Below are 22304 nucleotides of genomic sequence, written 5' to 3' on the forward strand. Positions count from 1 at the left end.
GGTCACCGCGACCCCGCGGCGGGCTCTGAACCCGGCTCAGGTGTCGGCTGCTTGGACTTCCGGCGCCTCGAAAGCAGCCGTGGCAGGGCGGCCGGGACCGGGCGCCGGGTCGTCGCGGGGGAGGAGAGCGGGGGCGCTGCCAGGTTCCCCTCCGGCAGGGGCGATGTCGTCCCGGTCGGGGTCAGGCGCAGCACCCTGCACTCCCTCGCCCAGCGGTCGGTCATCGCCTCGCCGTCGGGGGCGTTGAGGCGTTTGCCCTTCAGCTCCGCCACCGCCGCGTCCCACTCCGGGGTGCCGGCCGCGAGTTCCGTGACCGTCGCCGTCCAGGTGACCAGCCGGCCCCCCTTGTCCTTGCTGCGGACGGTCACCTCCGCCGACCCCCCGTCGGCCAGCTCGCCCAACGGCTGCTCGGCTCCGTCGCCGACCAGGCACACGCCCCCGTCGGCCCACGCGTGCCACACCGCACGCGCCGTCGCCGCCCCGGCGCCCCGCACCCAGATGAGGCCGGACTTCTTCGTGGCCTCCTCGACGAGGGCCTGGTCGAGCAGCTCGCTTGTCATGGCGACCACCCTAGAGCCAGCCGTTGCGCTTCAGCGTGCGGTGGATGCCGAGACAGATCACCCCGGTGATGGCCATGATCACCGGGTAGCCGTACCGCCAGTGCAGCTCCGGCATGTACTTGAAGTTCATGCCGTACACACCGCACACCATCGTCGGCACGGCGATGATCGCGGCCCAGGACGTGATCTTGCGCATGTCCTCGTTCTGGGCGACGGACGCCTGGGCGAGATTGGCCTGGAGGATGGAGTTGAGGAGTTCGTCGAAGCCGACGACCTGCTCCTGGACGCGGGCGAGGTGGTCGGCGACGTCCCGGAAGTACTTCTGGATGTCGGGGTCGACGAGCCGCATCGGCCGCTCGCTCAGCAGCTGCATGGGGCGCAGCAGGGGCGAGACCGCGCGCTTGAACTCCAGGACCTCGCGCTTGAGCTGGTAGATCCGCGCCGAGTCGACACCGCGGGAGACGCCGCCCCTGCGGCCCGGGGTGAAGACCTCCGTCTCCACCTCGTCGATGTCGTCCTGCACCGCGTCGGCGACGGCGACGTAACCGTCCACGACGTGGTCGGCGATGGCGTGCAGCACCGCCGAGGGGCCCTTGACGAGCAGCTCGGGGTCGTCCTGGAGCCGGTGCCGCAGCGCCCGCAGCGAGCCCTGCCCGCCGTGCCGGACGGTGATGAAGAAGTCCCGGCCGGTGAAGCACATGACCTCGCCGGTCTCCACGACCTCGCTGTTGGCGGTGAGTTGGTCGTGCTCGACGTAGTGGATGGTCTTGAAGACCGTGAAGAGGGAGTCGTCGTACCGCTCCAGCTTCGGGCGCTGGTGGGCCTGCACGGCGTCCTCCACGGCCAGCGGGTGGAGCCCGAACTCGCTCGCGATGCCGGCGAATTCGGCCTCGGTCGGCTCGTGCAGGCCGATCCAGACGAACCCGCCGTCGCGGCGCACCAGCCGCATCGCCTCGTGCGGGGTCAGCGGCTTGCCGGTCTCGACGCGGGCGCCGTCACGGTAGACGGCGCAGTCGACGACGGCCGAGGGCGTACCGGGGTCGCGGGTGGTGTCGTACGCGCCGTTCTCCGGCCGCGGGCTCTTGCGCAGCGAGGGGCGGGACGGGCGGACCACGGCTCGGAGGTCGCGGATCATCGACATGGGCAGGCTCCTTCGCGACAGGCAGCGGAAGACCGCCGAGGAACGGGTGGAACTACCCGGAATGAGGACGTCCTGGCTTCGGATGTTTGGCACGTCCACAAAGCGGGGAGCACCGCACCGTTGCGGTGGCGACTTCGCTACTGATTCAGATCGGACGAACGGATCCAGACAGATCCGGAACGGACCGGTCAGAGGGATCAGGCAAGCGAAACGAAGTGCTCTTCCGAACGACAACGCGCACGAAAAGGCGGCAGCCAGCCAGAGAAAGAGATTCAGAGGCCGGAAGAGCGAGTGGTACTGCACGGGTGACTTCGATCCATGACAGCCCCACCTCCTCCAGCCGGTCCCTCGTAAGGGAGTCCTGTCGGCGTCGGGGTCTGACCGCGACGCGCTGCGTGCTGCCCCGAACCACCGCGGTCAGAGTAGCAGCAGCCCTCAGTGTCAAGGCGCCGCTTTGCCCGGTACTGACGAGTTCTATGCTCGCGACATGGCTGAAGTTCTTCCTCTGGTCGAGGCCCGGTTGACCACCGCACTGGGCGAACCGGACGCGCGCGCGGCGGTCACCTTCCTCGGTACGGACCGCATCGAGGTGCTCCGTTTCCACGAGGACCTCCAGGGCGAGAACGTCGTCCGCTACGCCACGCTCGGCATGTCCGCGCACCCCATGACCGACCCCACCGCGATGGTCGCGGACCCCGTCAAGGGGCCGCGCGCCGAGCTGGTCCTGTCGGTCCGGGCCGGGCTCGCCGAGACCGACAAGGTGCTCCGCGCGCTCGCCGTACTCGCGGCTTCCCCGCAGGTGGAGGGCCTGGTCGTGACGCCCGGCGCGTCGCTGGACGTGGGTGACCCGCTGTGGCCGGGCGCGCCCTTCACCTCCGTCCTGGTCGGCGAGCCGGGCGGTCTCGTCGAGGATCTGGAGCTGGACGAGCCCCTCGACCCCGTACGGTTCCTGCCGCTGCTGCCGATGACGCCGAACGAGGCCGCCTGGAAGCGCGTGCACGGCGCCGGCGCCCTCCAGGAGCGCTGGCTCGCCAACGGGGCCGATCTCCGGGACCCGCACCGGAAATCCGTCCCGCTGGACTGACACAGGGGTGAGCAAGCTCACCAAGCGGCATTCACCGTCGGTCAGTTGGCAAGCCGGCCGGCAGGCAGGGTGATCCTGTCGCCGGCGGCGTGCCGCCCGGCGGGAGCCGCTCGTCCACACGGTCGCGTGCGCTGGACGGGTGATCGTCCTTGACGTGGGGGATCCTGGGTAGGACCGTGGGGCTCTATGAGGGGCGAACCCAGTTGCCCGAAGTGTGGTGGCCGGGTCAGGGCTCCCGGACTCTTCGCCGACACCTGGCAGTGCGATGTCCACGGGACCGTGCATCCGGTACAGCCCGTGATCCCGCCCAGCGTCGAGGCCCTCGGTGTGGTGGTGCACCGCACCCAGGTTCCGGTGTGGATGCCCTGGCCGCTGCCGGTCGGATGGCTGTTCACGGGTGTGGCGTGTGCCGGTGACGACCGCAGCGGGGGGCGCGCGACCGCCGTCGCCTGCTCCGGACCCGCGCCGCTCGGCGGCATAGGGGAGATGATCCTGGTCGCCGAGGAGCTGGGGGTCGGTCTCGGGGCCCGGTACGCGGGGATCGACGGGCCGGATCCGGGGCCGTACCTGAACGTGGAGAAGCCGCCGCAGGCGAAGGTGCTGGCGGCGGGGCGGCCGACGCCGTTGTGGCACGTCACCGGCGCGCCGGACGACCGGGCCGTCTTCGCGGGCGAGGCCCGCGGGCTGTGGCTGTGGGCCGTGGTGTGGCCCGAGCAGACGGGTCTGCTGATGTACGACGAGCTGGTGCTGACCGATCTACGGGACGCGGGGGCCGAGGTGGACCTGGTGCCGTGCGGGGCGTTGTCGCCGCGGTTGCTGGAGCCCTAGGCGGGTGCCGTACGTGGGCGGCTGCGGCGCCGTTGTGGCTTGTCGCGCAGATCCTCCCCAGCCTTCGGCCGGGGGTACCCCCAGCGCCCCTGGGTAGGGCAGGTAAAGGGTGCTCACAGGTTGCGGGTGTGACAGGGCACCCGCCACCGGCCGCTATCCTTGACGCGTCCCATCCGTACCGTCCCGCTGGAGTCTGTGTCGTGCGCATCGATCTGCACTGCCACTCCACCGCCTCCGACGGTACGGACACCCCGGCCGAGCTGGTGCGCAACGCTGCCGCTGCCGGTCTTGACGTCGTCGCACTGACCGATCACGACACCACCCGCGGGTACGCCGAGGCCATCGCCGCGCTGCCCGAGGGGCTCACCCTGGTCACCGGGGCCGAGCTGTCCTGCCGTGTCGACGGCGTCTCCATGCACATGCTGGCCTACCTCTTCGACCCCGAGGAGCCCGATCTGCTCGCCGAGCGCGAGCTGGTCCGGGACGACCGGGTGCCGCGCGCGCAGGGCATGATCGCCAAGCTGAACGCGCTGGGCGTGCCGGTCACCTGGGAGCAGGTGAAGCGGATCGCCGGGGACGGTTCGGTCGGGCGGCCGCACGTCGCCTCCGCGCTCGTCGAGCTCGGCGTCGTGCCGACCGTGAGCGACGCCTTCACCGAGGAGTGGCTGGCCGACGGCGGCCGGGCCTTCGTGGAGAAGCACGAGACCGACCCCTTCGAGGCGATCCGGCTGGTCAAGGGCGCCGGCGGAGTGTGCGTGTTCGCGCACCCTGCCGCCGCCAAGCGCGGACGTACGGTCCCCGAGTCGGCGATCGCCGAGATGGCCGCGGCCGGTCTCGACGGCATCGAGGTCGACCACATGGACCACGACGAGGACACCCGCGCACGGCTGCGGGGGCTCGCCGGGGAGCTGGGGCTGCTGGTCACGGGGTCGTCCGACTACCACGGCAGCCGCAAGACGGTGACGCTGGGCGAGTACACCACCGACCCCGAGGTGTACGGCGAGATCACCCGCCGGGCGACCGGTGCGTTTCCCGTCCCGGGGACCGGCGGAGCCTGAGGCCCGGCCCTCGCCCGTCCAAGACCCTCCTCCCGCAAGGCCTGTAGCACCCCCATGTTCGATCTCGCCGTCTTCGGCTCTCTCTTCCTGACCCTCTTCGTCATCATGGATCCCCCGGGGATCACCCCGATCTTCCTCGCCCTCACCGCCGGCCGGCCCGGCAAGGTGCAGAAGCGGATGGCCTTCCAGGCCGTGTGCGTGGCGGGCGGTGTGATCACGGTCTTCGGGCTGCTGGGGCACCAGATCCTGGACTACCTGCACGTCTCCGTGCCCGCGCTGATGATCGCGGGCGGCCTGCTGCTCCTGCTCATCGCCCTGGACCTGCTCACCGGCAAGAACGACGAGCCGAAGCAGACCAAGGACGTCAACGTGGCGCTGGTGCCGCTGGGCATGCCGCTGCTGGCCGGCCCCGGTGCCATCGTGTCGGTCATCCTCGCCGTGCAGAAGGCCGACAGCGTGGCCATGCAGGTGTCCGTGTGGGCCGCCATCCTCGCCATCCATGCCGTGCTCTGGCTGGTGATGCGGTACTCGCTGCTGATCATCCGGGTCATCAAGGACGGCGGTGTGGTCCTGGTGACGCGGCTCGCGGGCATGATGCTCTCGGCGATCGCCGTGCAGCAGATCATCAACGGTGTCACCCAGGTGATCAAGGGCGCGTAGTGCGGCGCAGCAGCCCTGCAAACGCAGAGCCCCCGTACGGCGTGTGCCGTACGGGGGCTCTGAAGACTGTGCGGTGCTCCGCGTGTCGTCGGTGTGGCTGTTCTCGTCTGTCGTTGTCGCGTCGTCTGTTACGAAGCCTGGGTCTCGGCCGGTCGGATCCACAGGCGCTGCCCCACGGCGGCGGCCTGCTGAACGATCCTGCTGACGGAGGCGGCGTCCACGACAGTGCTGTCCACGGTGGTGCCGTCGACCTCGTCGAGTCGCATGATTTCGAAGCGCATGGCCTCTCCCTTCGTCGTCCTGTTCCGTAGCAGTCAACGGCTTGCGTGTTACAAACATTCCCTACGCTAAAGAAATTTTTCGAACGTCTAATTACTGACGGGTAAGAGTGTGCGGGAGACTGACCGGGACCGGTTGTGTTCGCAGCGTGACCGCCGGGACAATGGAGGTGATGAACGACGACCTCGCCGCCCTCCAGGCCCGTATCGACCGCACGAACGAGCTGCTCACCCGCATGCTCGCCGAAGTGGCCAAGACGCCCTCGACGCACGCCATCTTCGTGGACGCGGGCTACCTCTACGCGGCCACGGGCCGGCTCGTCGCCGGGACGGAGGACCGCCGCGCCTTCGACCTCGACGCCGAAGGACTGATCGAAGCGCTCATCGACAAGGCGCGCCAGATCTTCGCTGACAGCCGGCTGCTGCGCGTCTACTGGTACGACGGCGCCCGCCGTCGCATCCACACCGCGGAGCAGCAGGGCATCGCCGAACTCCCCGACGTCAAGGTCCGCCTCGGCAACCTCAACGCCAACAACCAGCAGAAGGGCGTGGACTCCCTGATCCGCACGGACCTGGAGTCACTGGCCCGGCACCGCGCCATCAGCGACGCGGCCCTGCTCGGCGGCGACGAGGACCTGGTCTCCGCGGTCGAGGCCGCCCAGGGGTACGGCGCCCGCGTCCACCTGTGGGGCATCGAGGCCCCCGAGGGCCGCAACCAGGCCGAGCCGCTGCTCTGGGAGGTCGACAGCCAGCGCACCCTCGACCTCGAGTTCTTCAAGCCGTACGTCTCCAGACGCGCCGCGCCCGCCTATGAGGCGGGCGCGACCAGACCCACCCGCGAGGACGTCCGGTTCATCGGCGCGCAGATCGCCGCGAAGTGGCTCTCCTCGCGAGGCCGTGAGGCGCTCGTCGAACTGCTGCCCGGCCACCCCTACCTGCCGGGCTCCGTGGACCAGGACCTCCTCGTCGAGGCCGAGGGGATGCTCCAGTACTCCCTGCGCGGCCAGGCCGACCTGCGCCGCGCCCTGCGGGACGGCTTCTGGGAGCACATCCGGACGCAGTACTAGCCCTCGTCCCGGCCCGGGGGGCCGGCGCCGTCCCAGAAGTCCGCGAGCGCCTCGGCGGTGGCGGCAGACCGCTCGGTGTTGGGCGAGTGCTCCGCCCCCTCGATCACCGTCCGGCGCGCCCGCAGCCGCAGCGCCATGTCGTCCAGCAGCGGTACCGGCCAGGTGTCGTCCCGCGCGCCCGACAGGACGTGGAAGGGCAGCGGTACGGTGGCGAGTTCCGCGACGCGGTCCGGCTCGGTGCACAACTGGCGGCCGGTGGCGAGCAGTTGGGCCGGCTTGTTGCCCAGCCAGCGGCGCCGCAGATCCTCGCCGTCCTCCAGGCCCTCCTCGGGCGCGTCCGGTTCCTCCAGCTCCTCCGGTGCCTCCATGGCCTGCATGGCCTCCCACACCTCGGCCATCGACATCACGGCGAGCGCGTCCCGCAGGAGCTTCACGCGCTGCTGCTGGGAGGAGGAGATCTGCGCCGGACCCGAGGCCATCAGGGTCAGCGAGCGGAACGGCGTGTGGTCGAGGAGCACGGCCGCGCGGGCGATCTGCCCGCCGAGCGAGTGCCCCAGCAGATGCACCGGCCGGCCCGCGCCGACCGCCGCTGCCTGCGCGAGCACGTCCCGCGCCAGCTCCTCCTGGGCGTACGCCGATTCGTCGTCCGCCGGCCCGTCCGACTCGAACTGCCCGCGCCCGTCCACGGCGACCGTCCGGTACCCGCGCCGCCCCAGTGCCTCGTGCAGCCGGTTGAAGTCCTCCTTGCTCCCGGTGAACCCGGGCAGCAGCACCGCGACCCCCCTGGGTTCGACCCCGGCGGCCACGGGCGCGTCGACGACGGCGAACTCCCCCCGATCGGTGGCGAGCGCGTACGCACGGGCACCGGCGGGCGGGACGAAGGTACGAGGCCTGCTCATGGGGGAGAGGGTATCCGGAGCGGGGTGACCGGCCGGGAGCCGGTGGGCGAATCCCGGCACCGGGCACCGCCCGGCGTTGCGGAGACGCCGACGGCCCGGACCACACGGGGTGGTCCGGGCCGTCGTCACGCGCGTGCTCAGGCCTCCGGGGCCGCGGCGGTCGCCTTGCGGGTCCGGCGGGCCTTCGGCTTCGCCTCCGCGTCGGCCGCCTCGACGGATCCGGCGGTCTCGGCGGACTCGGCCGCCTTGCGGGTGGCGCGCCGCCTCGGCTTCGCCTCCGGCTCCTCGGTGGCCTGCGCCGGGATCTCCGCGGTGGCGGCGGCTGCCGTCTTGCGGGTGCGGCGCGGCTTGGGCGCCGCCTCCGCCTCGGCGGTCTCCGGGGCGGCGGCTGCCGTCTTGCGGGTCCGACGGGGCTTCGCCTCGGCGACTGCCGCCGCCTCGACCGTCTCCGTCTCGGCGGCGGTCGCCGTCGCCTTGCGGGTGCGGCGCGGCGTGGCCTCGACGGCCTCGGCGGTGTCCACCGCGGCTTCGGCGGCCGCGGCCGTCTTCCGGGTTCGGCGCGGCTTGGGCGCGGCTTCGGCCTCGGCCGTCTCCGGGGTGGCTGCCGCCGCCGTCTTGCGGGTGCGGCGGGGCTTGGCCTCGGTGGCCTCGGCGGTGTCCACAGCGGCCTCGGCGGCGGCAGCTGCCGTCTTCCGGGTCCGGCGCGGCTTGGGCGCGGCCTCGGCCTCCGCCTCGGCGGCCACCGCAGGCTCGACCGGCTCCGCGGCCTTGCGGGTACGGCGCCGGGCCGGGGCCACCGGGGCCTCGACGGCCTCCGCCGGAGCCTGCGCGACCTCGGTCACGGGCTCGGCGGCCTTACGCGCACGGCGGCGCGGCGTGGCCTCGACGGCCTCCGCGGTGTCCACCGCGGCCTCGGCGGCGGCAGCTGCCGTCTTCCGGGTCCGGCGCGGCTTCGGCTCCACCACGGCCTCGATCGCCTCGACGACCGCCTCGACGGCTGCCACCTCGGGTGCCTCGGCCGTCTTGCGGGTGCGGCGGCGTACGGGGGCCGCCGGGGCCTCTTCGGCCACCGGTGCCTCGGTCACCACCGGTGCCTCGGTCGCCACCGGCGTCGTCGCCTCCGCCACCGGCGCGGCCTCCGCGGACCGGCGGGTGCGACGGCGGCGCGGCTTCTCCGCCGCGGCCGGCTCCACGACGGCCTCGACCGTCTCGACGACGGCCTCCGGCGTCACGGTCACCGGGGCGGCGGCCGCCACCGGCTCCTGCGACGCCCCGTTGCGGGTACGGCGACGGCGGCGCGGGGTCCGGGTGCCCGTCGGCTCCGACGCCGCGAGGACGTCGTCGGCGGAGGCGGGCGGCGCGGCCTCGGCGGACGGCGCCGTGGACGCCGTACCGGACGTCTGGTCCAGGGCCGAACCGCCGCGCGTGCGACGGCGACGGCGCGGGGTGCGGGCCGGGCGCTCGCGCTCCTCGGTACGAGCCTCGCCGCGCGCCTCGCCGCGCGCCTCGCCGCGCGCCTCGCTCCGGCCGCCCCGGCCACCGCGACCGCGGCCTCCGCGGCCACCGGTCTCGCCCAGGTCCTCCAGCTCCTCCGCGTCGAGCCCGGCGCGGGTGCGCTCCGAGCGCGGCAGGACACCCTTGGTGCCCGCGGGGATCTTCAGGTCCTCGAAGAAGTGCGGGGAGGTCGAGTACGTCTCCACCGGGTCGTGGAACTTCAGCTCCAGCGCCTTGTTGATGAGCTGCCAGCGCGGGATGTCGTCCCAGTCGACGAACGTGATCGCCGTACCCGAGGCGCCCGCGCGGCCGGTACGGCCGACCCGGTGCAGGTACGTCTTCTCGTCCTCGGGGGACTGGTAGTTGATGACGTGCGTCACGCCCTCGACGTCGATGCCGCGCGCGGCGACGTCGGTGCAGACGAGGACGTCCACCTTGCCGTTGCGGAACGCGCGCAGCGCCTGCTCGCGGGCGCCCTGGCCCAGGTCGCCGTGGACGGCGCCGGAGGCGAAGCCGCGGCGCTGGAGCTGCTCGGCGATGTCGGCGGCGGTGCGCTTGGTGCGGCAGAAGATCATCGCGAGCCCGCGGCCCTCGGCCTGCAGTATGCGCGCGATCATCTCCGGCTTGTCCATGGAGTGCGCGCGGTAGACGAACTGCGCGATGTTCGCGACGGTCGCGCCCTCGTCGTCCGGCGCGGTGGCGCGGATGTGGGTGGGCTGGCTCATGTACCGGCGCGCGAGGCCGATGACCGCGCCCGGCATGGTCGCCGAGAACAGCATGGTCTGGCGCTTCGCCGGAAGCATGTCGATGATCTTCTCGACGTCCGGCAGGAAGCCCAGGTCGAGCATCTCGTCGGCCTCGTCGAGGACGAGCGACTTGATGTGCTTGAGGTCGAGTTTCTTCTGCCCGGCGAGGTCGAGCAGGCGGCCCGGGGTGCCGACGACCACGTCGACGCCCTTCTTCAGGGCCTCGACCTGCGGCTCGTAGGCCCGGCCGCCGTAGATCGCCATCACGCGTACGTTACGGACCTTGCCGGCGGTCAGGAGGTCGTTGGTGACCTGGGTGCAGAGCTCGCGCGTGGGGACGACGACGAGCGCCTGCGGGGCGTCGGTGAGGGCCTCGGGGGCGGCGCGGCCGGCCTCCACGTCGGCGGGGACGGTGACGCGCTCCAGGAGCGGCAGACCGAAACCGAGGGTCTTGCCGGTGCCGGTCTTGGCCTGGCCGATGACGTCGGTGCCGGACAGGGCGACCGGGAGCGTCATCTCCTGGATGGGGAAGGGGTTGATGATGCCGACGGCTTCCAGGGCCTCGGCGGTCTCGGGAAGGATTCCGAGCTCACGAAACGTCGTAGTCAGGGTGCTGCCTCTTCTGTGTGGCGCGGCGCGAGGCGAGCGCGGGGGTCTTTGACGGACCGTGCCGGGGACGTCGGCTGCCTTACGGGCGGGCCGTGGGGGGCACGCCGTAGTGCACGGGACCTCTGCCGACGCTCTAGCGCTCGTACCGCTGAGGGTGTGTCCCTCCGGTCGTCGTACGCACAGTGCCGTACGACACGGGAGGGCTGTCGGGTCGGAGCCGATCGGGCCACCGACCGGGCATCCTCATACGTGCGGCCTGTCGAGGTACGTCGGAAATCGACGGCGTACCAGCAGGCGCATTACCACCATACCCCGGAATCGTGCACATGCGATGGCCGATTTGGTCACGTCGTGGTAGTCACAGTGGTTGACCAGGGGCTTCCCCGGGACTTCTCAGGGTCCCGTGGGACTTTCCGGGTCTGGCCCGGAGCTTCCCCAGGGCTTCCCCGGGGTCGCGGGCGGGCTATTGTGCGCTTCATGACGAGCTCTGACAAGCCTGAGACCGCCTCCGCCGAACCGACCGGTGTCGCCGCCCAGGACTGGGCGCAGGCGGCCGCCGACCCGCACTACCGTGCCGCGGTCGTGGACCTGCTCGGTGCCCTCGCGTACGGCGAGCTCGCGGCGTTCGAGCGGCTCGCGGAGGACGCCAAGCTGGCACCCTCGCTGGGGGACAAGGCCGAGCTGGCGAAGATGGCGTCGGCCGAGTTCCACCACTTCGAGCGGCTGCGTGACCGGCTGACGGAGATCGGCGAGGACGCCACGCAGGCGATGGAGCCGTTCGTCGCGGCCCTCGACGGCTTCCACCGGCAGACGGCGCCGTCCGACTGGCTGGAGGGCCTGGTCAAGGCGTACGTCGGCGACTCGATCGCCAGTGACTTCTACCGGGAGGTCGCGGCCCGCCTCGACTCCGACACCCGCGAACTGGTGCTGGCCGTCCTCGACGACACCGGGCACGCCGGGTTCGCGGTGGAGAAGGTGCGCGCGGCGATCGACGTCGACCCGCGAGTGGGGGGCCGACTGGCCCTGTGGGCACGGCGGTTGATGGGGGAGGCGCTGTCGCAGTCCCAGCGGGTGGTCGCCGACCGGGACGCACTGTCGACCATGCTGGTCGGGGGCGTGGCCGACGGGTTCGACCTCGCCGAGGTGGGGCGGATGTTCTCGCGGATCACCGAGGCGCACACGAAGCGGATGGCTGCGCTGGGGCTGGCGGCGTAGCGCTCCGCGGGGGGCGGTTCCGGGGTTGCGCGGCCTTGGCCGGTGGGGCTGGTCGCGCAGTTCCTCCCCCAGCCGAAGGCTGGGGGTACCCCCAGCGCCCCGAAGGGGCGCTAGGCCGGGATCGATCGTCGGCGCAGGTGGCGGCCCGCCGGGCGGAGCAGTAGCGACAGGGACGCCGCCGAGACGATCGCCGCGCCCAGAAGACTGACCAGGACCGTGCCGGGGCCGAGCGCGCTGTGCGTGACGAAGTCGCCGAAGAGGGCTCCCGCGACACCCGTGCAGAACACCAGGGGACGGGCCGGGAGCCGGTGGGACAGCCGACTGGTCGCGGCCCACGACAGGGCCAGGCCGAGCAGGGCGGATCCAAGGACTTCCAGGAGCATCACGAGGGGTCCCTCCCACGGCCGGCCGGCGCTTCACGGTCGTAGCCCGTCATACCCGTGACCTGCGGAATGCAATCCTCCTCTGTGGACGACTTGTGGGCCGTGTGTGGAAGGCGGACATGACGGAGGGGCCGGGCGGACACACGTCCGCCCGGCCCCTCCGTGCTGCTGCGGTCAGACCGCGCTGAAGCCGACCTTGCGCACCGTCGGCTCGCCGAGCTCGATGTACGCCAGGCGGTCCGTCGGGACCAGGACCTTGCGGCCGCGCTCGTCCTCCAGGGACAGCACCTGTGACTTGCCGGCCAGCGCGTCGGCGACGAGGCGCTCGACCTCCTCGGCGTTCAGACCGCTCTCCAGAACGATCTCGCGGGGCGCGTGCTGCACGCCGATCTTGACCTCCACGGCTATGTCCCTCCGACGGTCAGTGAAGTGCGCGACCTTCCGCGCCGTACGCAGCACACATTAGCCCGGTGAGGGGACGTACACGCTGCGCACGTCCACGCCAGGAGCGAACAGCGAACGGGAATTCCTCCCGGCGGTGCCGTCGGCAGCGCTGACAGCCGTTCTGTCGGCAACGGTGTCAGCGGTGCTGTCGGCAACGGTGTCGGCGGCGGCGTCAGGGGCGTGTCAGTGGTGCGCGTCGATGCCGTGCATCGGGAAACCCGCGATGCCCCGCCAGGCCAGCGAGGTCAGCAGCTGGACCGCCTGGTCGCGCGGGACGGTGCGGTCGCTGTGCAGCCAGGAACGGGCCACCACCTGGGCGAGACCGCCGAGGCCGGAGGCGAGCAGCATCGACTCGGCGCGCGGCAGACCGGTGTCCTCGGCGATGACCTCGCAGATCGCCTCGGCGCACTCGGTGGTGACCTTGTCGACGCGTTCGCGTACCGCGGGCTCGTTCGTCAGGTCGGACTCGAAGACCAGGCGGAAGGCCCCGCCGTCGTCCTCGACGTACGCGAAGTACGCGTCCATGGTCGCCCGGACCCGCTGCTTGTTGTCGGTCGTCGACGCGAGCGCGCCGCGCACCGCCTGGATCAGGGCCTCGCAGTGCTGGTCCAGCAGGGCCAGGTAGAGATCGAGCTTGCCCGGGAAGTGCTGGTAGAGCACCGGCTTGCTGACCCCGGCGCGTTCGGCGATGTCGTCCATCGCGGCTGCGTGGTACCCCTGTGCGACGAATACTTCCTGGGCGGCGCCCAGCAGCTGGTTCCGTCGGGCACGGCGCGGCAGGCGAGTGCCCCGCGGGCGTGCCGCCTCTGTCTGCTCGATGGCTGTCACGCCGCCTCCCAATGTCGTCCACGTGCGGATCGCTCCGCGCGGCCATCGTACTTTTCGGTAACCGTGCTGTGCGCGGTGCGAGCGCAGAATTTCACGTACCGGACGACGGCGAAAGCCGCACCGGGAAATACCGGGACATGCGGACAGCCCAGGTGGGCCCGCCGCAGCCGGTCGCGGTCAGCGGTACTCCTCCTCGTCGATGGAGACCACCCGCGCCTGTTCGATGAGATCGGCCTCGTTCGCGCGGTCCGGCTCCACGCCGGTGAGCGGGTCGTCGTGGGACGGCGTGACGTCCGTGTGCTGCTCGGCTGCGTCGCTCTCAGGGGCCTCGACATCGATCTCCGGGGCGTCCTCCGCCTCCAGATCGTCGAGCACGTCGGGGTCGGTGGGGTCATGGGCCATGGTGGGCTCCCTTCCTCGGAAGATCCCTGGCGGAAGCAGGGGCCACAAACGGGTGCCCTGTTTACGAGCGTAGGAGACACCGGATGCGGACGCTATGCCATCAGCGGCCGTTCGCTCCGTATGGCAGTGGGCCCTTCACCCCGAGCCTTGCGCGACTCGTGTGCGACTCGTGTGCGGTCCGGGGGCAGCTCGCCGGGTGGCTCTGTGACGGCGAACACACGAACCACTGTGTGATCGTCTCGTAACATTGGCCCATGTCTTCGACCGAACTGCCCTCCGTGCCGCCCACCAGCGTGCTCCCCGAGGCGGCGGCAGTCAGAGTTGCGGAGGGCGAGCGACTGCGGTCGGTCCGACTGCCCGGCGTCACCCTCTCGGTCCGTGCGCGGCCGCCCGCGCGCGAGGGGCTGCCGCCCGCGCTGTACATCCACGGGCTCGGCGGCTCCTCGCAGAACTGGTCGCAGCTGATGGAGCAGCTCGAAGGGGTCGTGGACGGCGAGGCGGTGGACCTGCCGGGCTTCGGCGACTCGCCGCCGCCGGACGACGGCGACTACTCCGTCACCGGGCACGCGCGCGCGGTCATCCGATATCTCGACGCGGCCGGCCGCGGTCCGGTCCACCTCTTCGGCAACTCCCTCGGCGGCGCGGTCTCCACCCGCGTCGCCGCCGTCCGCCCGGACCTCGTCCGTACCCTCACGCTCGTCTCGCCGGCCCTGCCCGAGCTGCGCGTACAGCGCACCGCGATGCCGACGGTCCTGCTCGGCCTCCCCGGCATCGCCGGGCTCCTCACCCGTACGACCGGCAAGTGGACCGCCGAGCAGCGGGTACGGGGCGTGCTGGCCCTCTGCTACGGCGACCCCAGCCGAGTGACACCGGAGGCGTTCGAGCACGCGGTGGAGGAGCTGGAACGGCGGCTGCGGCTGCCGTACTTCTGGGACGCGATGGCGCGGTCGGCGCGCGGGATCGTCAACGCGTACACGCTGGGCGGCCAGCACGGGCTCTGGCGCCAGGCCGAGCGCGTCCTCGCCCCGACCCTGCTGATCTACGGCGGCCGCGACCAGCTCGTCGGCTACCGCATGGCCCACAAGGCCGCGCGCAGCTTCCGCCACTCCCGGCTGCTCTCCATGCCGGACGCCGGGCACGTGGCGATGATGGAGTACCCGGGGGCGGTGGCCGGGGCGTTCCGTGAACTCCTCGCCTCCGCCGACAGGCTGGGCGACGGACCGGCTTCCGGGGCCGTCGGCGGCGGTCCGGCCGCGCCGGGCGCGGGGAGCTGAGGGGCGAGTGGGACGCCACAGCCGCCGCGGGCCGGCACCCAAGGATGACGCGGCGGACATAGCGAACGTGCGCGGGGCCCGGAAACAGGGCCCGGGAGACGGCGAGCGCGGTTCCGCGGGGCCTGCGGTGCCGCGTCCGGCCGACGGGACACCCGTGGGCGGGGCGCCGCGGTTCGCGGACGGTACGCCCGCGCAGGGCGTCCCGCGGCTGCCCGACGGCACACCTGCTCGGGGTGTGCCGCGGTTCGCCGACGGAACCCCGGCGCATGGCGTCCCCCGCGTCCGTGGCGGTCACCCGCAGCAGCGTGAAGCGGGCGGTGGCTGGGGTCGGTTGGGCGGGGCGGCCGGTGCTCCCTCCGGGCCCGGCGGTGCCGCTTCAGGGTCCGCCGGTGCCGTTTCCGGGCCTGCCGGTGCCGCTTCCGGGCCTGCCGGTGCCGCCTTCGGGGCGACCGGTGTGTCGATACCGCGGCAGCGGAGGGCGCCCGGCGGTCCGCGGCAGGACTACGTCGACGCCTTCGGCGAGGACGCCGACGTCTTCACGCCCCGTCCCGGCATCGGCGCCCAGCGCGCGGAAACGTATCCGCCCGGCGCGGGTCCGGACACGTCCCCGCTCCCGTCCGGCATCGACGGCGGTGCGGGCGACAGCGACGCGCCGCCCACCGGCGAGTCCGGTCGGCCCAAGGGCGGCAAGAGCCGGGCCTTCGCGGGTGTCGCGGCCGCCGCCGTCACCACCGTGCTCGCGGTGATCGTCGCCGGGCAGGTGATCGACGGCCGGGACGGCAACGGCGCACGGTCGCAGTCGGCCGCGGACGGGACGCGGGCCACCGACGGCGCCGCCTCGCGCGGGGACAGCCGTACGACGCCGTCCGCGTCGGCCTCCGCCTCGCCGGGCGTGGTGACGCTGTCGTACGAGCAGGCGATGGGCGAGAAGTACCCGCTCAGCGCCGAACTGGCCGGGTCCGGGAAGTTCAGCACCGTGCCCGGGAGCGCGAAGGCGCCGGGCCAGGGGCGGAAGTACACCTACCGCGTCGACGTGGAGCAGGGCCTGGGCCTGGACGGGAAACTGTTCGCCGAGGCCGTGCAGAAGACGCTCAACGACGACCGGAGCTGGGCCCACGACGGCGCCCGAACCTTCGCGCGCGTGTCCACCGGCAAGCCCGACTTCGTGATCACGCTCGCCAGCCCCGGCACCACCGCCAAGTGGTGCGCCAAGTCCGGCCTCGACACGACCGAGGACAACGTGTCCTGCGACTCGGCCTCCACAGAACGCGTCATGATCAACGCGTACAGGTGGGCCCAGGGCAGCAAGACGTACGGCGACAAGATCCACGCCTACCGGCAGATGCTGATCAACCACGAGGTCGGCCACCGGCTTGGCTACGGCCATGTGACCTGCGACAAGGACGGTGAGCTGGCGCCGGTCATGCAGCAGCAGACCAAGTTCCTCGACCACGACGGAATCCACTGCCTGCCCAACCCCTGGCCCTATCCCAAGAGTTGACAGGTGGCTCATACATCACATTGACATGCGCAGAAAGTTCGTACATATTTCTGGGCATGTCGTCCCTTCACGCCTCCGCGCGCGCCGCCATCGAGCTGGCGCTCATCGGCGTGACCGCGCTCTGCGTGGCCGACATCCACTGTCGCTGACGCCTGCCTTCTGGCGTTCGCGTCGCGACTTTTCGCTCTTGCCGTGACCTGGGTCACGGCTCTTTCGACGACCTGACGCCCGGGCAGACGTCTGTTCACTTTCGTCTCACTCCTCGTCAATCTGTCTCGCCCATCGAGACTCGCCTTCCGAGAGGTCGTCATTCCGATGCGTCATCCGTCCCTAACCAGCGCCCGTGCGGCGTACGTTTCGCTTGCCCTGGTCGTGGCAGCGGGCGCCGCCGCCTGCGGGCCGAAGGACAACGATGCCAACGGCTCCAGTGGCGACTCCACGCCGCACAAGGGCGGCACGCTGACCGTCCTGAACTCCGACCCCCAGACGGACTTCGACCCGGCCCGCCTGTACACCTCCGGCGGCGGCAACGTGCCCTCCCTGGTCTTCCGTACGCTCACCACCCGCAACCGCGCGGACGGCGCCGCCGGCACCAAGGTCGTCCCCGACCTGGCCACCGACACCGGACGCCCCAGCAAGAACGCGACCGTGTGGACGTACACGCTGAAGACGGGCCTCAAGTACGAGGACGGCACCGCGATCACGTCCGCCGACATCAAGTACGGCATCGAGCGCTCCTTCGCCCCCGAGCTCTCCGGCGGTGCGCCCTACCTGCGGGACTGGCTGGTCGGCGCGGCCGACTACCAGGGGCCGTACAAGGACAAGAAGGGACTCTCGGCGATCGAGACGCCGGACAGCCGGACGATCGTCTTCCACCTGAACAAGCCCGAGGGCGAGTTCCCGTTCCTGGCCACGCAGACGCAGTTCACGCCGGTCCCGCAGGCCAAGGACACGGGCACCAAGTACGAGGAGCACCCGGTCTCGTCCGGCCCCTACAAGGTCGTGAAGAACGAGAACGACGGCGAGCACCTGGTGCTTGAGCGGAACACGTACTGGTCCGCGGCCGTCGACGACCAGCGCAAGGCGTACCCGGACAAGATCGACGTGCAGTCCGGGCTCGACTCGTCCGTGATCAACCAGCGGCTGTCGGCGTCCCAGGGGACGGACGCGGCCGCCGTGACGACGGACACCAACCTCGGTCCGGCCGAACTCGCCAAGGTCACCGGGGACAAGGAACTCGCCGCTCGCGTCGGCACCGGGCACTTCGGCTACACGAACTACATAGCGTTCAACCCGAAGGTCAAGCCGTTCGACAACCCCAAGGTGCGGCAGGCGATCTCGTACGCCGTCGACCGGTCGTCCGTGATCAACGCGGCGGGCGGCAGCGCCCTCGCCGAGCCCGCGACCACCTTCCTCCCCGACCAGAAGTCCTTCGGCTACACGCCGTACGACCTCTTCCCGGCGGGCGACACCGGCAACGCGGCCAAGGCCAAGGAGCTGCTGAAGGAGGCGGGTTATCCGAACGGGCTCACCGTCACGCTGACCCACGACAACGCCGACAACTTCAAGACGAGCCCCGAGATCGCGACCGCGATCCAGGACGCCCTCAAGAAGGCCGGCATCACGGTCAAGCTCCAGGGCCTGGAGGACAACAACTACTCCGACACGGTCCACAGCGTGAAGACCGAGCCGGGCTTCTTCCTCGCCGCGTGGGGTGCCGACTGGCCCTCCGGCGGTCCCTTCCTCGCCCCGATCTTCGACGGCCGGCAGATCGTCAAGGACGGCGCGAACTTCAACGCTTCCCAGCTCAACGATGCTTCGGTCAACGCCGAGATTGACGCGATCAACAAGTTGACCGATCTTGACGCGGCCGCCAAGCGGTGGGGTGCACTGGACAAGAAGATCGGCACGCAGGCGCTGACCGTCCCGCTGTTCCACCCCGTCTACAAGCGGCTCGTCGGCAAGGACATCAAGAACGTCGTGATCAGCGACTGGACCGGCGTCCTGGACATCTCCCAGGTCGCGGTGAAGTAGCACCGTGAGCGAGGCACTTGTCGCCACCCAGGCCCCCGAGGCGTCCGCTTCGGGGGCTTCGGGGGCTCGTCAGTTCTGGCGGCGGCTGCGTACGCAGCGGGCCGCCGCGGTCGCGGCGGGCGTCGTCGCGCTGCTCGTCCTGGTCGCGCTCGCCGCGCCGCTGCTCACCGCACTGGAGGGCCAGGACCCGACCACCTACCACCCCTCCCTCATCGACTCCGCGCGCGGCGGCGTGCCGATCGGCTCCCTCGGCGGCATCTCCGCCGACCACTGGCTGGGCGTGGAGCCGCAGACCGGGCGGGACCTGTTCGCACGGCTGGTGTACGGGGCGCGGGTGTCCCTGGGCGTCGCGTTCGCGGCGACCGTGATCCAGGTCCTCCTCGGGCTGGTCGTCGGCGTGGCGGCCGCGCTCGGCGGTGGATGGGTTGATCAACTGCTGAGCCGGATCACGGACATCTTCGTCGCGCTGCCCCTGATGGTCATGTCGCTGGCGCTGCTCGCGATCGTGCCGCAGAGCTTCCCCCGGCCCGTCCTGGTCACCCTCGTCATCGGGCTCATCTCCTGGGGCACCATCGCGAAGATCGTGCGCGCCCAGACGCTCACCCTGAAGGGGCTCGACTACGTCGCCGCCGCACGGCTCAGCGGCTGGGGTGCCTGGCGCATCGCCCGCCGCGAGCTGCTGCCCGGCCTGGCCGCGCCGGTCATCACGTACGCCTCGATCCTCATCCCGGTCAACATCAGCGCCGAGGCGGCCCTGTCCTTCCTCGGCGTCGGCGTGAAGCCGCCGACGCCCTCCTGGGGCCAGATGCTCACCGCCGCCGACGTCTGGTACCAGGCGGCCCCGCAGTACCTGCTGCTGCCGGCCGGCGCGCTGTTCGTGACCGTCCTCGCGATGACCGTCCTCGGCGACGGCGTCCGCACCGCCCTGGACCCGCGCGCCGCCTCCCGGCTCGGCGTCGGCACCGGTCGCAGGCGCGCGGCCGGGACGACGGCGAACGCGACGGCGACGGCGACGGCGACGGCGTCGGCGAAGGAGGAGTCCGCGTGAACGGCTTCGGCGGCTTCCTGCTCCGCCGCACCATCGGCACCCTGGCGACCCTGCTCGCCATCTCGGTGATCGTCTACGTCGTCTTCTACGTCACCCCGGGCAACGTCGCCCAGATCACCTGCGGCCCGCGCTGCTCCCCGGAGCAGGTGCACCAGGTGGCCCAGCAACTGCACCTCGACGACCCCCTGTACGTGCGCTACTGGCACTTCCTGGAGGGCCTGGCCGTCGGCCAGGACTACTCCACCGGCACCTCCGTGGAACACTGCTCCGCGCCCTGCCTCGGCCTCTCCTACCAGACCGACCAGCAGGTCCTGAGCATCATCCTGACCAGGCTCCCGGTCAGCCTCTCGCTGGTGTTCGGCGCGATGGTGCTGTGGCTGCTCCTGGGCGTCGGCACGGGCGTGCTCTCCGTCTGGCGGCGCGGCCGGCTCACCGAGCGGGTGCTGACCGGCCTGACGCTCGCGGGCTGGGCCACGCCGGTTTTCGTCATCGGCCTGGTCCTGATGATCGTCGTCTGCGGCGAACTGCAGCTGCTGCCCTTCCCGCAGTACGTGAAGTTCACCGACGACCCCGAACAGTGGGCGTGGAACCTGCTGCTGCCCTGGCTCTCCCTCGCCCTCATCGAGTCCGCCGCGTTCGCCCGGATGACCCGGGCGTCGATGCTGGAGACCCTCGCCGAGGACCACATCCGCACCTTCCGCGCGTACGGCGTCGGTGAGCGGTCGATCGTCGGGCGGCACGCCCTGCGCGGGGCGCTCGCGCCGGTCATCGCGCTGAACGCCAACAACTTCGGCTCGGCCGTCGGCGGAGCCGTGCTCACCGAGACGCTGTTCGGCCTGCCCGGCCTCGGCCAGGAGCTCGTCCACGCCGTCAGCGTGGTCGACCTGCCCGTCGTCGTCGGCATGGTCCTCGTCGTCGGCTTCTTCGTGGTGCTCGCCAACGCCGTCGCGGACGTGCTGTACGCGGTGGCCGACCGACGGGTGGTACTGACGTGAGTCTCGTCCAAGTCACTGATCTGACCGTCGAGTTCGGCGACCTGCGGGCCGTGGACGGGCTGTCGTTCACCCTGGAGCGCGGCGCCGCCCTCGCCCTGGTCGGCGAGTCCGGCTCCGGCAAGTCCACGGTCGCTTCGGCCCTGCTGGGCCTGCACCACGGCACGGGAGCGCGGCTCGGCGGCTCGATCGAGGTCGCCGGTACCGACGTACAGGCCGCCTCCGACGGCGAACTGCGCAAGCTGCGCGGTGCGAAGGCGGCGATGGTCTTCCAGGACCCGCTGTCGTCCCTCGACCCGTACTACGCGATAGGCGACCAGATCGCCGAGGTGTACCGCGTGCACACGCGCGCGTCACGGCGATCCGCACGCGCGCGTGCGGTGGAGGTGCTCGACCGGGTCGGCATCCCGGACGCCCCGCGCCGGTCCCGGTCCCGCCCGCACGAGTTCAGCGGCGGCATGCGCCAGCGCGCGCTGATCGCCATGGCGCTCGCCTGCGAGCCCGAGCTGCTCATCGCGGACGAGCCCACCACCGCTCTCGACGTGACCGTCCAGGCCCAGATCCTCGACCTGCTGCACACCCTGCGCGAGGAGACCGGCATGGGCCTGCTGCTCGTCACCCACGACGTGGGCGTCGCCGCCGAGAGCGTCGACCAGGTGCTCGTCATGCGGCACGGGCGCATGGTCGAGCAGGGTCCGGTCGCCGCCGTGCTCGGCTCGCCCGCCGAGCCGTACACCCGGGAACTGCTCTCCGCCGTCCCGCGCGTGGACGCGGTGCGCGCGCCCTCACAGGCGTCCGAGGAGGTCGTCCTGGAGGCAGCAGGTCTGCGCCGCGAGTTCGGGCGCGGGAAGCGGGCGTTCGCCGCCGTGGACGACGTCAACCTGACCGTGCACCGGGGCGAGACCCTCGGCGTCGTCGGCGAGAGCGGCAGCGGCAAGACCACCCTCGGCCGGATGCTGGTCGGGCTGCTGGAGCCGACGGCGGGGGAGGTCCGTTACGACGGGCACGCGCGCGTGGGCGTGAACCCGGCCGTCCAGATGGTCTTCCAGGACCCGGTGTCCTCCCTCAACCCGCGGCGCAGCGTCGGCGAGTCCATCGCCGACCCGCTGCGGGCGCGGGGCGAACGGGACGAGGGGCGCATCCGGGGGCGGGTGATCGAACTGCTGGAGCGTGTGGGGCTCGAAGGGGCGCACTACCAGCGTTATCCGCACGAGTTTAGCGGCGGTCAGCGCCAGCGCGTGGGCATCGCGCGGGCGCTCGCGGCCGACCCGCGGGTCATCGTCTGCGACGAGCCGGTCTCCGCGCTGGACGTCACCACCCAGGCCCAGGTCGTCGCCCTGCTCGGCGAACTCCAGCGCGAACTCGGACTCGCGCTCGTCTTCGTCGCCCACGACCTCGCCGTCGTGCGCCAGGTCAGCGACCGGGTCGCGGTCATGCGCCGCGGCCGGATCGTCGAGACCGGGCCCGCCGACGAGGTCTACGACAACCCCCAGGACCCGTACACAAGGCAGCTGCTGGCCGCCGTGCCCGCCCTCGACCCCGAGGCCGCGGCCCGGCGGCGGGCGGCGCGCCGGGAACTGGCGGCGGCGTGACGTTTCCGCAGATCTGGACGTGAACCCGAACGTGACGTTCCGCCGCAGATCGGTCGCCTAGCGCGACCAAACGCGACCCGCACGGGAAAGTTACGACCGTTCACCCCTTTTGGTGGCGCGATGGACAACCGTCCGTCGCGCCACCGTCTTGTCCGCATACCTTCGTC

22 protein-coding genes are annotated in these 22304 nt (G+C 71.7%); 13 read left to right on the forward strand and 9 right to left on the reverse strand.

What is annotated here, in order from left to right; genetic code table 11:
- Nucleotides 1-2: 2 nt before the first annotated feature.
- Nucleotides 3-560 carry a hypothetical protein gene (locus tag ACFY6U_RS41105; protein WP_390046706.1) on the reverse strand — a complete coding sequence of 186 codons (558 nt, stop codon included), beginning with the start codon at nucleotides 558-560 and terminating at the stop codon, nucleotides 3-5.
- A 10-nt stretch (nucleotides 561-570) separates the two neighbouring features.
- Nucleotides 571-1701: a magnesium and cobalt transport protein CorA gene (locus tag ACFY6U_RS41110; protein WP_390046708.1), complete on the reverse strand. Its 1131-nt coding sequence runs from the start codon at nucleotides 1699-1701 to the stop codon at nucleotides 571-573.
- A gap of 487 nt (nucleotides 1702-2188) precedes the next feature.
- On the opposite strand from ACFY6U_RS41110, the gene ACFY6U_RS41115 reads away from it, so the two are divergent.
- The 4 genes from ACFY6U_RS41115 to ACFY6U_RS41130 all read left to right on the forward strand — a co-directional run bounded on the left by ACFY6U_RS41115 (nucleotide 2189) and on the right by ACFY6U_RS41130 (nucleotide 5331).
- The gene (locus ACFY6U_RS41115) at nucleotides 2189-2785 is read left to right on the forward strand and encodes a suppressor of fused domain protein (protein ID WP_388907070.1); all 597 of its coding nucleotides are present in this window, start codon (nucleotides 2189-2191) and stop codon (nucleotides 2783-2785) included.
- A gap of 186 nt (nucleotides 2786-2971) precedes the next feature.
- The gene (locus tag ACFY6U_RS41120; protein ID WP_351501098.1) at nucleotides 2972-3613 is read left to right on the forward strand and encodes a DUF6758 family protein; all 642 of its coding nucleotides are present in this window, start codon (nucleotides 2972-2974) and stop codon (nucleotides 3611-3613) included.
- A gap of 200 nt (nucleotides 3614-3813) precedes the next feature.
- A complete protein-coding gene (locus ACFY6U_RS41125) occupies nucleotides 3814-4671 on the forward strand; it encodes a PHP domain-containing protein (protein WP_390046711.1) in 858 nt (285 codons plus the stop codon).
- 54 nt (nucleotides 4672-4725) lie between these two features.
- Nucleotides 4726-5331: a MarC family protein gene (locus ACFY6U_RS41130; protein ID WP_390046713.1), complete on the forward strand. Its 606-nt coding sequence runs from the start codon at nucleotides 4726-4728 to the stop codon at nucleotides 5329-5331.
- A 128-nt stretch (nucleotides 5332-5459) separates the two neighbouring features.
- Here ACFY6U_RS41130 and ACFY6U_RS41135 read toward each other — a convergent pair whose 3' ends face one another.
- A complete protein-coding gene (locus tag ACFY6U_RS41135) occupies nucleotides 5460-5612 on the reverse strand; it encodes a hypothetical protein (RefSeq protein WP_089098921.1) in 153 nt (50 codons plus the stop codon).
- Between the two features lie 161 nt (nucleotides 5613-5773).
- Between ACFY6U_RS41135 and ACFY6U_RS41140 the strand changes: the two genes are divergently transcribed.
- Nucleotides 5774-6676 carry an NYN domain-containing protein gene (locus ACFY6U_RS41140; protein WP_390046791.1) on the forward strand — a complete coding sequence of 301 codons (903 nt, stop codon included), beginning with the start codon at nucleotides 5774-5776 and terminating at the stop codon, nucleotides 6674-6676.
- On the opposite strand, the gene ACFY6U_RS41145 is transcribed toward ACFY6U_RS41140, so the two are convergent.
- Nucleotides 6673-7575 carry an alpha/beta fold hydrolase gene (locus ACFY6U_RS41145; RefSeq protein ID WP_390046715.1) on the reverse strand — a complete coding sequence of 301 codons (903 nt, stop codon included), beginning with the start codon at nucleotides 7573-7575 and terminating at the stop codon, nucleotides 6673-6675. The genes ACFY6U_RS41140 and ACFY6U_RS41145 overlap by 4 nt on opposite strands.
- A 137-nt stretch (nucleotides 7576-7712) precedes the next feature.
- Nucleotides 7713-10331 (reverse strand): DEAD/DEAH box helicase, encoded by a 2619-nt coding sequence (locus ACFY6U_RS41150; RefSeq protein ID WP_390046717.1) that lies wholly within the window; start codon nucleotides 10329-10331, stop codon nucleotides 7713-7715.
- A gap of 561 nt (nucleotides 10332-10892) precedes the next feature.
- Here ACFY6U_RS41150 and ACFY6U_RS41155 point away from each other — a divergent pair.
- Nucleotides 10893-11639 (forward strand): ferritin-like fold-containing protein, encoded by a 747-nt coding sequence (locus ACFY6U_RS41155; protein ID WP_390046719.1) that lies wholly within the window; start codon nucleotides 10893-10895, stop codon nucleotides 11637-11639.
- Between the two features lie 110 nt (nucleotides 11640-11749).
- Here the strand turns inward: ACFY6U_RS41155 and ACFY6U_RS41160 are convergent, their stop codons facing one another.
- From ACFY6U_RS41160 to ACFY6U_RS41175, 4 genes are all read right to left on the reverse strand, one after another.
- Complete coding sequence (locus tag ACFY6U_RS41160; RefSeq protein ID WP_390046793.1) at nucleotides 11750-12022, reverse strand: hypothetical protein; 273 nt, start codon at nucleotides 12020-12022, stop codon at nucleotides 11750-11752.
- A gap of 174 nt (nucleotides 12023-12196) precedes the next feature.
- On the reverse strand, nucleotides 12197-12424 hold the full coding sequence (locus ACFY6U_RS41165) for a DUF3107 domain-containing protein (RefSeq protein ID WP_046730492.1): 228 nt from the start codon (nucleotides 12422-12424) through the stop codon (nucleotides 12197-12199).
- 225 nt (nucleotides 12425-12649) lie between these two features.
- Entirely contained in the window at nucleotides 12650-13294 is a 645-nt protein-coding gene (locus tag ACFY6U_RS41170) for a TetR/AcrR family transcriptional regulator (RefSeq protein WP_351489710.1), read from the reverse strand.
- Between the two features lie 177 nt (nucleotides 13295-13471).
- Nucleotides 13472-13696, reverse strand: coding sequence for a hypothetical protein (locus ACFY6U_RS41175; protein WP_390046721.1), 225 nt, complete (start codon nucleotides 13694-13696; stop codon nucleotides 13472-13474).
- 254 nt (nucleotides 13697-13950) lie between these two features.
- Between ACFY6U_RS41175 and ACFY6U_RS41180 the strand changes: the two genes are divergently transcribed.
- The 7 genes from ACFY6U_RS41180 to ACFY6U_RS41210 all read left to right on the forward strand — a co-directional run bounded on the left by ACFY6U_RS41180 (nucleotide 13951) and on the right by ACFY6U_RS41210 (nucleotide 22137).
- On the forward strand, nucleotides 13951-14970 hold the full coding sequence (locus ACFY6U_RS41180; RefSeq protein ID WP_390046723.1) for an alpha/beta fold hydrolase: 1020 nt from the start codon (nucleotides 13951-13953) through the stop codon (nucleotides 14968-14970).
- Nucleotides 14971-14977: 7 nt separating this feature from the next.
- Nucleotides 14978-16471, forward strand: a complete 1494-nt coding sequence (locus ACFY6U_RS41185; RefSeq protein ID WP_390046725.1) for a DUF3152 domain-containing protein — start codon at nucleotides 14978-14980, stop codon at nucleotides 16469-16471.
- Between the two features lie 56 nt (nucleotides 16472-16527).
- Complete coding sequence (locus ACFY6U_RS41190) at nucleotides 16528-16620, forward strand: Ms4533A family Cys-rich leader peptide (protein WP_351321593.1); 93 nt, start codon at nucleotides 16528-16530, stop codon at nucleotides 16618-16620.
- Between the two features lie 166 nt (nucleotides 16621-16786).
- Nucleotides 16787-18505, forward strand: a complete 1719-nt coding sequence (locus ACFY6U_RS41195; protein ID WP_390046727.1) for an ABC transporter substrate-binding protein — start codon at nucleotides 16787-16789, stop codon at nucleotides 18503-18505.
- Nucleotides 18506-18509: 4 nt separating this feature from the next.
- Entirely contained in the window at nucleotides 18510-19553 is a 1044-nt protein-coding gene (locus ACFY6U_RS41200) for an ABC transporter permease (RefSeq protein WP_390046728.1), read from the forward strand.
- On the forward strand, nucleotides 19550-20548 hold the full coding sequence (locus tag ACFY6U_RS41205) for an ABC transporter permease (RefSeq protein WP_390046730.1): 999 nt from the start codon (nucleotides 19550-19552) through the stop codon (nucleotides 20546-20548). The genes ACFY6U_RS41200 and ACFY6U_RS41205 overlap by 4 nt, the downstream gene beginning before the upstream one ends.
- A complete protein-coding gene (locus ACFY6U_RS41210; protein WP_390046731.1) occupies nucleotides 20545-22137 on the forward strand; it encodes a dipeptide ABC transporter ATP-binding protein in 1593 nt (530 codons plus the stop codon). Before ACFY6U_RS41205 ends, ACFY6U_RS41210 begins: the two co-directional genes overlap by 4 nt.
- Nucleotides 22138-22304: the final 167 nt, after the last annotated feature.

It is taken from the genome of Streptomyces sp. NPDC013157, assembly GCF_042899865.1.
Lineage (GTDB): Bacteria > Actinomycetota > Actinomycetes > Streptomycetales > Streptomycetaceae > Streptomyces.

Coding starts and splice junctions, on each gene's coding strand:
- ACFY6U_RS41105 (WP_390046706.1), bottom strand. CDS start 560: ATGACAAGCGAGCTGCTCGACCAGGCCCTCGTCGAGGAGGCCACGAAG.
- ACFY6U_RS41110 (WP_390046708.1), bottom strand. CDS start 1,701: ATGTCGATGATCCGCGACCTCCGAGCCGTGGTCCGCCCGTCCCGCCCC.
- ACFY6U_RS41115 (WP_388907070.1), top strand. CDS start 2,189: ATGGCTGAAGTTCTTCCTCTGGTCGAGGCCCGGTTGACCACCGCACTG.
- ACFY6U_RS41120 (WP_351501098.1), top strand. CDS start 2,972: ATGAGGGGCGAACCCAGTTGCCCGAAGTGTGGTGGCCGGGTCAGGGCT.
- ACFY6U_RS41130 (WP_390046713.1), top strand. CDS start 4,726: ATGTTCGATCTCGCCGTCTTCGGCTCTCTCTTCCTGACCCTCTTCGTC.
- ACFY6U_RS41135 (WP_089098921.1), bottom strand. CDS start 5,612: ATGCGCTTCGAAATCATGCGACTCGACGAGGTCGACGGCACCACCGTG.
- ACFY6U_RS41140 (WP_390046791.1), top strand. CDS start 5,774: ATGGAGGTGATGAACGACGACCTCGCCGCCCTCCAGGCCCGTATCGAC.
- ACFY6U_RS41145 (WP_390046715.1), bottom strand. CDS start 7,575: ATGAGCAGGCCTCGTACCTTCGTCCCGCCCGCCGGTGCCCGTGCGTAC.
- ACFY6U_RS41150 (WP_390046717.1), bottom strand. CDS start 10,331: ATGACGCTCCCGGTCGCCCTGTCCGGCACCGACGTCATCGGCCAGGCC.
- ACFY6U_RS41160 (WP_390046793.1), bottom strand. CDS start 12,022: ATGCTCCTGGAAGTCCTTGGATCCGCCCTGCTCGGCCTGGCCCTGTCG.
- ACFY6U_RS41175 (WP_390046721.1), bottom strand. CDS start 13,696: ATGGCCCATGACCCCACCGACCCCGACGTGCTCGACGATCTGGAGGCG.
- ACFY6U_RS41180 (WP_390046723.1), top strand. CDS start 13,951: ATGTCTTCGACCGAACTGCCCTCCGTGCCGCCCACCAGCGTGCTCCCC.
- ACFY6U_RS41190 (WP_351321593.1), top strand. CDS start 16,528: ATGTCGTCCCTTCACGCCTCCGCGCGCGCCGCCATCGAGCTGGCGCTC.
- ACFY6U_RS41195 (WP_390046727.1), top strand. CDS start 16,787: ATGCGTCATCCGTCCCTAACCAGCGCCCGTGCGGCGTACGTTTCGCTT.